At 56.7% G+C, this 11,534-nt stretch carries 11 protein-coding genes; 5 read left to right on the top strand and 6 right to left on the bottom strand.

What is annotated here, in order from left to right; translation table 11 throughout:
• Positions 1 to 329: 329 nt before the first annotated feature.
• Entirely contained in the window at positions 330 to 827 is a 498-nt protein-coding gene (locus tag Q0U90_RS05275; protein WP_297452408.1) for a ferritin, read from the bottom strand.
• A 103-nt stretch (positions 828 to 930) separates the two neighbouring features.
• Between Q0U90_RS05275 and Q0U90_RS05270 the strand changes: the two genes are divergently transcribed.
• From Q0U90_RS05270 to msrB, 3 genes are read left to right on the top strand one after another with little or no spacing between them, the layout of a single operon-like run.
• A complete protein-coding gene (locus Q0U90_RS05270) occupies positions 931 to 1,743 on the top strand; it encodes a dihydrofolate reductase family protein (RefSeq protein WP_297452407.1) in 813 nt (270 codons plus the stop codon).
• Positions 1,744 to 1,754: 11 nt separating this feature from the next.
• Positions 1,755 to 3,137, top strand: a complete 1,383-nt coding sequence (locus Q0U90_RS05265; RefSeq protein WP_297452406.1) for a glycosyltransferase family 87 protein — start codon at positions 1,755 to 1,757, stop codon at positions 3,135 to 3,137.
• Positions 3,130 to 3,555: a peptide-methionine (R)-S-oxide reductase MsrB gene (gene msrB / locus Q0U90_RS05260; protein ID WP_297452405.1), complete on the top strand. Its 426-nt coding sequence runs from the start codon at positions 3,130 to 3,132 to the stop codon at positions 3,553 to 3,555. The genes Q0U90_RS05265 and msrB overlap by 8 nt, the downstream gene beginning before the upstream one ends.
• Positions 3,556 to 3,724: 169 nt before the next feature.
• Here the strand turns inward: msrB and hemQ are convergent, their stop codons facing one another.
• From hemQ to hemE, 3 genes are all read right to left on the bottom strand, one after another.
• A complete protein-coding gene (hemQ, locus tag Q0U90_RS05255; protein WP_297452404.1) occupies positions 3,725 to 4,423 on the bottom strand; it encodes a hydrogen peroxide-dependent heme synthase in 699 nt (232 codons plus the stop codon).
• Positions 4,424 to 4,539: 116 nt separating this feature from the next.
• A complete protein-coding gene (hemG, locus tag Q0U90_RS05250; RefSeq protein WP_297452403.1) occupies positions 4,540 to 6,018 on the bottom strand; it encodes a protoporphyrinogen oxidase in 1,479 nt (492 codons plus the stop codon).
• A 106-nt stretch (positions 6,019 to 6,124) separates the two neighbouring features.
• Positions 6,125 to 7,234, bottom strand: coding sequence for a uroporphyrinogen decarboxylase (gene hemE / locus Q0U90_RS05245; RefSeq protein ID WP_297452402.1), 1,110 nt, complete (start codon positions 7,232 to 7,234; stop codon positions 6,125 to 6,127).
• Positions 7,235 to 7,387: 153 nt separating this feature from the next.
• On the opposite strand from hemE, the gene Q0U90_RS05240 reads away from it, so the two are divergent.
• A complete protein-coding gene (locus Q0U90_RS05240; protein WP_297452401.1) occupies positions 7,388 to 7,960 on the top strand; it encodes a DUF3000 domain-containing protein in 573 nt (190 codons plus the stop codon).
• Between the two features lie 23 nt (positions 7,961 to 7,983).
• Entirely contained in the window at positions 7,984 to 9,285 is a 1,302-nt protein-coding gene (locus tag Q0U90_RS05235) for an HRDC domain-containing protein (RefSeq protein ID WP_297452400.1), read from the top strand.
• Here the strand turns inward: Q0U90_RS05235 and Q0U90_RS05230 are convergent, their stop codons facing one another.
• Together Q0U90_RS05230 and Q0U90_RS05225 are read right to left on the bottom strand one after the other, a co-directional pair.
• Positions 9,286 to 10,551, bottom strand: coding sequence for a class I SAM-dependent RNA methyltransferase (locus tag Q0U90_RS05230; protein WP_297452399.1), 1,266 nt, complete (start codon positions 10,549 to 10,551; stop codon positions 9,286 to 9,288). It lies immediately after the preceding gene.
• A 142-nt stretch (positions 10,552 to 10,693) separates the two neighbouring features.
• Positions 10,694 to 11,470 carry a DUF3710 domain-containing protein gene (locus Q0U90_RS05225; protein WP_297452398.1) on the bottom strand — a complete coding sequence of 259 codons (777 nt, stop codon included), beginning with the start codon at positions 11,468 to 11,470 and terminating at the stop codon, positions 10,694 to 10,696.
• Positions 11,471 to 11,534: the final 64 nt, after the last annotated feature.

Raw genomic sequence — 11,534 nt, 5'->3', positions numbered from 1 at the left:
GCGCATAACCTTGCCAAGGTTAGGGTCGCGGGTTCGAGTCCCGTCATCCGCTCCACGCTAACTCCCTTGTGGTTCTCCACAGGGGAGTTTTTCGTGCATTGAGGAAAATGCATGCTGCAGTAGAGGGTTAAGTAGGGTTAAGGCTCAAAAAGTGTGTCTGGCTCGGCGTGTTGCGGGGCGGGCACACCGTTTGTTACTTAACCCTGAATGGAGGCCAGTTGTCTCGCCAGTCCCATCAATTGATAAAGCAGCTGAATAAGAAATGACCGCCCCAGAAATTTTTCCCTGGAGCGGTCTTCTCTATCCGAATTCACATATCGAATTTGATGTTATGCTGCGTCGCGAGCACCGAGCTCCTTGTCCAGACGCAGCAGGCCAGCGCCATTGTCACCCAGAATCTCCAGGCGACCGATGATGCCGCGGACGGTGTCCTCTTCCTCAATCTGCTCAACTACGAAGCTATCCAGCAGCGGACGAGAGTCGATGTCACCTTCACTGTCAGCGAGGTTGCGCAGGTTGCGGATTGCTGCCGAAACCTTCTCCTCGTGCTCGAGCGCAATGCGGAATGCATCAATTGCGGAGGTGACCTTCACCTCCGGCGCCTCAACAGCGCCAATCTGCGGGCGATTGTCGCGCGCGTCGAGGTGGTTAATGAACTGGTTCGCGTGATCGATTTCCTCTTCCGCCTGTGCACGCATCCACTCTGCCATGCCGGAAAGATCCAGCAGATCCAGCTCAATAGCCAGCTGGCGGTAGACGTGGGAAGCGGTGAGCTCCATAGTGATTTGGTCGTTGAATGCCTTTTCAAGGGTATCTGTTAGTCGCATGCCTTCACTATAAGTAAAACCCCAATAAACGGCAACGATTATGGGACTGCCCTTATAAGCTAGCCCTTGCCTATTCCGCAACTGTGAACTTAACCTCGGCGGTATGGCTACACTCACATCCACACCTCCTTCAGACGAGAGAATCCTTCAGTTTCTCACTCGACCAGCACAAACCCTAGAAGTCGCAGACACTTCTCCCCTCGCTTCTTCCACAGTCACCGCTATCGCAGTCACCAGCTTGGACGGTCGCGGAGCGATAGAAGGAACCTCGGGCCAGCTTGGCAATGACATTGATGCCACTATCTTCAACAGCCTTCGGGCGCTTGCCGACGTCGTTTTTGTCGGCACGGGGACAATCGTGGCCGAAAATTATGGACCGGTTGAGATTCCGGAACACCTCGCTGCCATTCGACGGAAGCTTGGCCGCTTGGAACATGTCACCATGTCGACACTCTCACGTTCCTTAGACTTGGATGTTGAGTCCGATTTTTTCGCAAACGCAGACTCCAATCCCCCGATCATCTTTACTTCACCTGAAGACTCTTTTGATAACGAAAAGGATAAGGCCGCACACGAAGACAAGATAAAAAAGTTGGAGTCGGCGGGCGCCATCGTCGTCAAGCTTCCTGCCCCGACCGTAAAAGAAGCGTTGTCGTGGCTAGCTGAGCGTGGCTACCGAGACATTGTTGTAGAGGGTGGTCCGACAATGTATCGAGAGGCGTTGAAACATGGATGCATCGACGAAATGTTCCTTACTTTGTCCCCGACCTGGGTAGGAAACGGACCACTGACGTTCGGAGACAATGATGGGAATGAGGAATCAGCGTCCGCATCCCCACAAGCTTTCAAAGTGCAAGACATCTTGCGGGCAGACTCACATATCTTCCTACGCTATTCTCGGAGTCTCACCCAGTAGGGTGGAGTACTGTGAGTAAACCAAAAATCGACGCGAGCGCGATGGCACCGACACAAGCGCCCCGGGATACGCCGGAAGTCCCTTCGACGTCCCCTCGCCCGCTGCCACAGCATTTGATGCGGGGCCTCAATGCATTCTTGTGGCCTATAGCGTTTGTGGTGATTTTTCATCGCACATGGATCTTGCCGAAAAATCTCGCTGGAACGGATGATTTTACTACTGTCTGGTCAGCGGTCGATCGATTTGTTTCGCGGGTTCCCGTTTACTCGGAGAACTACGTAACGACGGACCCCCACTATCTTTATTCTCCAGGTGGAACCCTGCTCTTAGCTCCGATTCGCATTTTCGGGTCGCTCGAAACCGGCCGTATCTGTTTTGCTTTTGTGCAATCCGCAGCAATCATTGTGGCAATTATTTTGCTGCTCAGGTGGCTCGGAGTCTCACGGTTTAGCCCCATTATTCCGGCTTCACTGGCGCTGCTCTATCTCACAGAGCCCATCACCAATACGCTTGATTTTACGAATGTCAACGGTTCGCTATTCCTGGCTTTAGTACTCTTCCTCATCGCGCTGGAGCAGCGACGTAACTTACTTGCAGGCCTGATTATCGGCATTGCAATCACTATCAAACCCGTCTTCTTGCCATTGCTGTTTCTCCCTTTTATGCGTAGGCAATTCTCAACGGTACTAACTGGAATTGGTGTGGTCATCGCGTTGAACGTTATGGCCTGGCCGCTCATGGTTCAGCCACGGGACTACATCGACATCACCATCCCTTACCTGGGAATTGTTCGAGACTATGCGAATGCGTCTCTGACCGGACAGCTAGTCTGGCTCGGTGCGGATTCAACCTTGATTCTGCTGTGGCGAATTTTCTTCGGCATCTTTGTCCTTGCATCTGTCGTACTACTTTTACGATGGCTTGAACGAGACGAGAAATTTTGGCTCACCACAACCTCGGGAATCCTCTTTACCGGAGCATTTTTCCTCTCGAGCTTAGGACAACAGTATTACTCGATGATGCTCCTACCAATGGTGCTCACTATTATTCGCCCTCTGATAGCCGATACCGATAATGAGGGAAATGTCGGATCGACAGCCATGCTGAATGTTGGAGCTGGGCTTGGCGTTGTGCTCTGCTTCTTCTACGCCAGCTGGTTCGTCACTGGCCCTAGCCTGCTCTACCCATGGTTTACCATTGCGATTGGCGGAATTGGATGGGCTATTCTCATTCTTTCTATCACCGCTGAGCTAATTCGAATGACTATTGTCGACTCCGTTAACGGTCGCAGCTTCGCTTCAGGTTTCGCGTGGCTGGGTGACTGGAAGATTGCAGGTAAAAAGTTCAATCGACAATCTGCCCAAGAGTTCGAGGAGGTTTCTCACAATGGCTGATTCTCACATTGAAGATTGGAACCTGAGTGACGAGGAATGGCGTGAGCGCTTGAGTGAGGCCGAGTACCAGGTCTTGCGCCAAGCCGGTACCGAACGCGCCTTTACTGGCGAATACACCGATACTGAAACTAAGGGGACATACTGCTGTCGAGCTTGTGGCTACGAGCTGTTTCGATCAAATGAGAAATTCCACTCTCACTGCGGGTGGCCATCCTTTTTCTCCCCCCTTGCTGGTGATCGCATCATCGAACGCCGCGACACAAGCCACGGAATGGTGCGCACTGAGGTGCTTTGCAGTCGCTGCAAATCCCATCTCGGTCATGTCTTCGAAGGCGAAGGCTACAATACGCCGACTGACCTGCGATACTGCATTAACTCGATTTCACTTGCTTTGGAGCCAGACACAGCCGTCGATTAGATAATCGGCAGATTCACAAGCTATGCGCCTGGCGGGGGAAAATCCGCACCATTGATCTTTGCACTACCCCGCTGACCACGAGTTAAAGCTAAATAAAAGTACAGCGCCGCTGGGGCGGCCCAACAACAGATTGGGGTCACTCAGCGGCGCTGTAACTTTTTCTATTGAATTACGGCAGAGCGTTGATGATCTCCGCGATGTCATCGACACGACGGCCGGTGTGGAAAGGAATCTCTTCACGGACATGTAGGCGCGCTTCTGTGTAGCGCATCTTCCACATCAGGTCGACGATACGGTCGAGTTCCGGCCCCTCGAAGGCGAGAATCCATTCGTAGTCACCGAGCGCGAATGCCGGGACCGTGTTAGCACGCACATCCGGGTAGTCGCGCCCGGCCATGCCGTGCTCAGCGAGGATGCGGCGACGCTCAGTCGGCTCAAGCAGGTACCAGTCGTACGAACGGACGAACGGGTAGACCGCAATCCAACGACCCGGCTCCTCGCCCATGATGAACGACGGCAGGTGAGATTTGTTGAACTCGGCCGGACGGTGCAACGCAGCATTCGACCAGTGCGGAGTGGAAGCCTGCCCCAGCGGAGTCTCGCGAAGGAAGGCGTTGTAGAAGGCCTGCAGGTCCTCAATCTTCTCCGCGTGAATCCAGAACATGAAGTCGGCCTCAGCACGCATGCCGGAGACATCGTAGAAACCGCGAACAATCAGGTCGGTATCTTCGTAACGAGCCAGGAATTCCTTCGTCTTGGCAACCGCCTCTTCACGGTTATCGCCGAGCGCTCCCGGAGTCACCTTGAAGGCAGACCACATGGTGTAGCGAATAGTGTCATTGAGCTTCTTGTAATCGAGCTTAGTCATGTCGATTCTCCTAGTTCTGTTGAAAGTATTGTGAAAATTACTGGCCCAGCGCTAGTCGCTTAAGCGCTGGTCACTAACTCAGAGCCGGTTATACACACAGCGTCGGTCTCATACCGTCACGACAAGTCAGCGATAACCTTGCCCGCAGCCGTCTTAGCATTGGAAATACACTCCGGAATGCCGGGGCCACTGAGCCATGCACCCGTTACCGCTAGCTTCGACACCGAGTCCAAGTCCTGGCGAGCAAAATCCATCAAGCCTCCGTGCCCCATACCAAAGCGCGGAATTCCCGCCCACCAACGCTGGACGAAGACCGCTGTCGGCTCAGCATCAAAGCCAGTCGCCTTGGCCAAATCCGCCCTCGCCCGAGCGATGAGGTCCTCGTCGCTGCGGTGCACGTGCGAGTCATCATCAAAACGGCCGAAGCTGGCTCGAACCACGGCACCGTAGCGCTCTCCGATATGCGGCCACTTTCGGGATGACACGGTGAACGCCTTTGCCGACAGGTCCGCGCCAATCTCGCACAGCACACCATTAATCTCCGGCAATCCCTCCGACGAGTCGAAACACATGCCGACCACAGCCGAGTTCGACGTGTCCACCCCACCAATGAGCTCCGCCGCCTCTGGCGCAAGACCGCTCAGAAGCTCCGATGTGGTTGCGGAAGGCGCCGCCAGCACAACTCCGTCGGCATCGATAGTGCTAGTACTCGTACCGCTTTCCGACGACGATTCCACGGTCACCCCAAAGCCGCTTTCGGTCTGGCGTAGACCGGTGGCCTTGGTCGACAGGAGAAGGTCAGCTCCCGATTCGTCGACAAGCGTGTTGTAGAGAACCTCGAAGCCATCGCGGAACGTCTGGAAAACCACCGGCCTCTTCGACTTTGTCGAATCGGTTGCGGCTTCACTACTCAGTCGCGCCTGCTGCGCCTGCTTGCGCGCCTCTAGAACTCGCTGAACTGCACCAGTGAGGCTGACGTGGTCGCCGACGCTCGCCATTTCGTCAAGTTTTGCCGCCAGCTGTGGAATGGTCGCACGCAGACCCAAGTCATATGCGGTGGTTGAATAGACGCCGCCGAGCAGCGGGGAGACGATGCGGTCGACAACCTCTTCACCGAGACGTGCCGCGACCAGCTGACCGACATTCATATCGTCGCCCAAAACCCAGTGCAAGGCGGGCGTGAGCTCGGGATTTGACTCGGCATCAATCTTGGCGCGAGTCTCTTCGCTGAGGAGATACTCCAGCCCCTCCGAACTTCCCGGAATGCCGGTTACAGTATTTCGCGGGAGGTCCTTAAGCTCGCCGCCAATGTAGAGCTTGGACGGCAGCCCGGAAGGGGCGACTAGCTGATCTGCCAAACCGAGTTCCTTGAAAAACTCAGTGGCGTCGTGACGGAAGGCCAGGTAGGCCTCAGCACCCGCCTCAAGAGGACCGTTAGCGCCTAGTCGAGTCTTCAGCTTGCCACCAACCTGTGAGTTGGCCTCAATAACAATGATTCGAGCGGCGGGCCCCATTTTCTTACGCAGCTCATATGCTGCGGTCAAACCGGAAATTCCGCCACCGACAACGGCAATGGTAGGAGGTTGTACAACCACGATATTTCGTACGCTTTCTCTATGCCCCTATTACATGTGGGCACTGTCGATAAGACTTGTAGGAAATGAACTAGTGCGCACCTTTACACACCTGGTGCATCAGCGTCTACGTCGCGTGAATGATTTCTACAGCGCGGGTAATTGCGTCCGCCTCCGTGTGTGGCAGCACGCCGTGTCCCAGGTTAAAGATGTGGCCACGGGCGTCACCACGCTTGATGGCGCGGTCAGCCTCAGCACAAATGCGCTGAATCTCTTGGGTCATGGCAGCCTCACTGGCAAACAAAATTGCCGGGTCCAGGTTGCCCTGTAGTGCAAGACTGTTCTGCGCCGGGTCTGCGCCTCGGTTGACGTCGGAAAGCGTGGCACGGATGCGGTTGGCAGCAACGTCCAGCGGTACACGCCAGTCGACGCCCATGACTTCCGGGCCGGCTTCAGCCATCGCCCCGAGGAGCTCACCGGTGCCGACACCAAAGTGGATGCGCGGAATTCCAGCGTCGGCGGCGGCCTGGAAAATCTCCGTGGAGTACGGCAACACGAAACGGCGGTAGTCGCGCTCGGTGAGGTAGCCGGCCCAGGAATCAAAGAGCTGCACGGCATCCACACCAGCGACGATCTGTGCGCGCAGGAAGGTAATCACCATCGGGGTAATCTTTTGCATCAAGTGATCCCACAATTCCGGATCGGAGTGCATGAGTGCCTTGGTGCGCTCATGATTGCGAGACGGCCCGCCTTCGATGAGGTACGACGCCAAGGTGAATGGTGCTCCCGCGAAACCGATAAGAGCCTGGGAATCCGTTAGCTCCTCCAAAATTAGGCCAATGCCTTCAACGACGGGAGCGAGCTGCTCTTCCGTGACTTCAGGAAGAGCCTTGATGTCTGCTTCCGAACGCACCGGGGTATCCATTACCGGACCACGGCCGGGAACGATGTCCAAGTTCACGCCCGCTGCCTTCAGCGGAACGACGATATCGGAAAACAGAATCGCAGCATCAACATCGTGCCTGCGCACCGGCTGCATAGTAATTTCTGCAAGCAGCTCCGGACGGAAGCAGGAATCCAACATTCCGATGTCCTTGCGAACCTCACGGTATTCAGGCAGCGAACGGCCTGCCTGTCGCATGAACCATACCGGACGACGAGAAGGTGTGCGACCGTAGGCTGCATCAAGAATCGGGGCATCAGTCAAAGTGCGACGATTGTTCATACGGACAATCATGCATCACCTACCTTAAAATTTGGTATGTGGGGTGCTAAGAACGGCGAAATCACCCTCCCCAAGGCGTACCAATGGTCATCACTCTGTTGCTTTCACCGCATTATTCGGCGCGCCTCCCACTAACGCACGCGACATCTAGCTAAGTTCAGGCGCGTGAATGGAACCGATTCAACGCCACAGAACTTCCGCGCCGCGGTCGAGTCAATGCACTCCGCAGAACTGCGACCTGAGATTGCTCTGGGCACTGTTCGGCCACCGCAGAAGCTGGCCCCCTTTAGCCACGCTGTCTCGCTTGAGGTCACGCAGCCCGAAGCCGATATTGTCCCGGAATCCTCGGACGACGATGCTTTTGGCCGCTTAATCCTCCTCCACGATCCCCGTAGCGAGGAGACGTGGGATGGCGACATGCGTTTGGTTGCGTACATCCAAGCAGACATGGAGGCTTCCCTCGCGGAAGATCCACTACTTCCCCAGGTCGCCTGGCAATGGCTCACTGAAGCTCTTGCTGAAAACAATGCAGAGCTTTCCAACCTAGGCGGCACAGTGACTACAACTAACTCTGTCCGCTATGGCGAAATCGGCGGCAAGCCGCAGGCCTTCCAGCTGGAGATGCGCGCATCGTGGACGGCCCGTGGCGCCGACCTGCGCAGCCATGTTGAATCTTTCGCTCAGGTATTGGCTAATGTCGCTGGTCTGCCACCTGTCGGCGTATCCATGCTGGGCTAGTACCAATAACGGGAAGGCCAGTGATGAGTTCCGACGTGGAGACGAGTGCGGACGTTGAAGTAAGACTTGCCCCTATAGAGGGAACTCCCCGCGTACTCTCCGATGTCGACGACATTATCGCCGCCGGCAAGCAGCTGGCCAAAGGGACTGGCTGGCTTGCAGTCGATACTGAACGCGCTTCCGCGTATCGCTACGATGACCGTGCATTCCTGCTTCAGTTTCGACGCCGCGGAGCCGGTACCTTTCTCATCGACCCCGAATACGGCCGCGAGGCCATGGCCGAACTCGGTGCCTCAATCAACAGCCTGACGTGGATTATTCACGCGGCCCATTCTGACCTTCCCTGCCTGGCCGCCCTGGGCCTGTATCCCGCCAAAGTCATTGATACCGAATTGGCAGGTCGGCTCCTCGGCTTAAAGCGAGTCAACTTAGCAGCCTTAACAGAAAAAATGCTCGGCATTGGGCTTGCCAAGGGGCACGGCCGAGAGGATTGGTCCACTCGCCCACTGCCATCAGATTGGCTGGACTACGCGGCCCTAGACGTCGAGCTCCTCATCGAGCTCGCTGAGGTACTCTCCCAAGCCCTCGCTGAGCTCGATCGCTTGGAATGGCTGGAACAGGAATGCGAACGTGAACTCGCTACTCACCGCAAGTACCTCGCTGGTCTCCAGGCCGGACAGTCGTGGGAGGGCCTCAAAGGTATCGGGAAGCTGCGCACCCCCGAACAACTCCACGTCGCCCGTGCGCTGTGGACTGAGCGGGATGAAATCGCAAAACAACGTGACGTGTCCCCAACCCACATCATGGGGCACAGCGTTTTGCGTACTATCGCAGAGACGCTTCCCCGTACACACGGTGAACTGACCGCCATCCGTGGTTTTCCCCGCCGCCGTCGCGGTGCCGCCGACGCATGGCTCCGTGTAGTCAATGAAGCCCGTCAGGCCCCAAAGTCCTCATGGCCACAGCCAAAGCGGCCATCTCGTAGCGGAATGCCACAGTTTCGACGGTGGGCGGAACATTTTCCCCAGGCCGCCGAGATCCATGAGCACGCGCAAGAAACAATCGATTCCATTTGCGCACGGATTCATCTCCGCAAAGACACTCTGATTACATCCACCCAGACCCGTGAGCTGGTCTGGTGGATTCACAGTCGTGCGCTGAACTCATTCGCATTCCGGCACCACGATAACTACGCCAACGGCCTGCCCACTGTCCAGGAAATCTCGACCCATCTCAGTGAGCAGGGTTTCCGCCCATGGCAGGCGCAATTGCTTGCCGACGTCGTCGGTGCCTATGTTCTTGCGCCTCTGCGGCATCCGCTCTGATTAGCTTTGCTCCAACACTGCGATAGTCTCAAAGTGGTGCGTTAGGCCAAACGCATCGACAATCTCGATATGCTTCAACCGATATCCGTGGTCATCCCAATACCGGGCATCGCGAGCAAAAGTCGCCGGATCGCAGCCGAAGTGGACAACTACGCGTGGCTTAGCTTCCGCGATTGCGGCAATGGCATCCTTACCTGCGCCGGTACGCGGAGGGTCGAGCACAACAACATCTGGATCGGGCGTTTCCTCATTGGCGACTTCCCGGCGCACGACCTTGGTGACATCACCGGTTACAAATCGGACCGGTGCCGCTGGCTCGGCACGCTCACCGTGATCGGCTGCAGTGAATGCCTTGCGCCCTGCCGCCGCCGCGGCAGCAAAACCTTCAACTGAGAGGATTGAGCCCTCTGAGCCAACAACCTTACGAAGCGCCGCGGCCAGAACCCCTGCCCCGCCGTAGAGGTCCCATGCACAGGTGATGGGTTGGCCAGCCAATAAGTCAATAATGCGCGAGCCGTAAAACTCAGGAGCACGGCAGTGAGCTTGCCAAAAGCCAGTAGTCGGCACATCAAAAGTAATACCGTGAACAGTGTGCCGTGTGGTTGGTTCACCTTCGATTACCGTCTGCTTCCGGTTTCGGCCGCTACCGGAAACATACACAGCACTTCGGTTACCTGCATCGTCCATGGCCACATGGAGCTCTCCGGAATCTCGGCTCTTGCGCCCCCTACCGCGAGCTGATTCTGAGACCGGGATGGTTCCGGCCGTCGTAAAGCCAGCGATGAGATTGGGAACTGTCTGAGCACACTCAGTACCGACACTCAAATCGTGTGAGCGAAAGCGACGCAGACCTGCGCGCCCCTGGCTGTCCACACCGAGGCGCACACGCGTGCGCCAATGGGAGGCTGGCGCCAGCGGAAGGACATCGATTGCGGGCAGCTCATCGACGGTGAAACGACCCAGACGACGCAGGCAATCGGCGAGGACATCGGCCTTCAGCCGCGCCGCGTACGCCGGGCTAATGAAGCCCCAATCGCAGCAACCTGCACCGTCCTGTGCGGCCTGGCAAGCCTGCGGAATACGGTGCTTGGAAGCTTCCAGGACCTCGACGACGTTACCGCGCCACAGCTTGGCATCTGGATTGGCGATGTCGACAATAACTCGCTCGCCGGGGATGCCACCTGTGACGAAACCGATACGTCCGTCAAAACTGGCAATGAATTCTCCGCCGGCAGCCGGACGGTCAATAGTCACTTCGATGTTCACGCAGCGAGATTCTACCCGCTGTAGATACAAATGCCGCCGTCGGGTGACGGCGGCATCGGGTGCATGGTGGGGCTAGATGTGAGTCTTCTAGCTAGTCCGGCGGCTAGATTTTCTCTGCTGGCCCTGCTCCCTAATGAGTTAGCTAGTTAGTGGAACCATCCGGGTTGATGCCGGTAGCTCCGGGCATCTGCCCCGGCTCCCCCTCAACCTGAGCGGCCTGAGTCTGTTCCTGGTATGCCTGACGAATCTGTTCAGCCATCTGGGCCGGGAGTGTGACTGGCAGAGGCTGACCTGCCGGCATTGGATTATCACCGCGGGAGACGAAGCTACGGGCCAGGACGCCACGGGCAAGGTCCGCAAGCTCCTCAGCCTGATCAGCCGGACCCGAGGCTGTCATACGAAGCATCCACCGCGGACCGTCGGCACCAATGATGCGCATTTCCATGCCAGAGGTGCGACCCACGACCTCAGAACCCCACGGCCCCTGCTCGACGTGAACATCGAGGCCATCCGACTCGAGACCTTCCTTAATCTCCTGCGCGGACTCCTCCCAGAGACCACCCGAAGTCGGAGCAGCAAAGGCCACTGGCGTTACCCGCCCGTGCTGCGTGGCGACGTGCAGCATAGTCGGACCCGTCGGCCCCATTTCGACCTGGATATCACCCACGTGTGGGATGGGCAGCAGCATCGAACCAAGATTCAGGCTGGCCTTCGCAAAGTCCGAAAAATCAAACTGCGTTGGGCTAGCGCTATCGCGATCAAATGGACCGTTAACCGGCGCGTCGGCCACGGAGGTCTCCGGCGCGTCGTCACGCACGGCGTCGGTAGCTTCATCAGAGACCGGTGCGACGGACTCGGCGGTGGCCTCTGCCTCAGCAGCGGTCTCCTCTGACTGGTTCTTCTTTCCAAATGGCCACATAGTGGTTTATTGACACCTCGCTAAAAAGAAATTTTTGTAAAAGTTTTCTTAAACGCTATCTTGC

Origin of the sequence: uncultured Corynebacterium sp., assembly GCF_946998835.1 — a bacterium.
In the GTDB taxonomy this organism is placed as follows: domain Bacteria; phylum Actinomycetota; class Actinomycetes; order Mycobacteriales; family Mycobacteriaceae; genus Corynebacterium.
The sequence above is the reverse complement of the archived record's forward strand: the minus strand, read 5'-3'. Positions and strand labels throughout refer to the sequence as shown.

What these genes read in the sequence shown, in the direction of transcription:
- Q0U90_RS05275 (WP_297452408.1), bottom strand. Translation starts at nt 827, where the DNA reads ATGCGACTAACAGATACCCTTGAAAAGGCATTCAACGACCAAATCACT.
- Q0U90_RS05270 (WP_297452407.1), top strand. Translation starts at nt 931, where the DNA reads ATGGCTACACTCACATCCACACCTCCTTCAGACGAGAGAATCCTTCAG.
- msrB (WP_297452405.1), top strand. Translation starts at nt 3,130, where the DNA reads ATGGCTGATTCTCACATTGAAGATTGGAACCTGAGTGACGAGGAATGG.
- hemQ (WP_297452404.1), bottom strand. Translation starts at nt 4,423, where the DNA reads ATGACTAAGCTCGATTACAAGAAGCTCAATGACACTATTCGCTACACC.
- hemE (WP_297452402.1), bottom strand. Translation starts at nt 7,234, where the DNA reads ATGATTGTCCGTATGAACAATCGTCGCACTTTGACTGATGCCCCGATT.
- Q0U90_RS05235 (WP_297452400.1), top strand. Translation starts at nt 7,984, where the DNA reads ATGAGTTCCGACGTGGAGACGAGTGCGGACGTTGAAGTAAGACTTGCC.
- Q0U90_RS05225 (WP_297452398.1), bottom strand. Translation starts at nt 11,470, where the DNA reads ATGTGGCCATTTGGAAAGAAGAACCAGTCAGAGGAGACCGCTGCTGAG.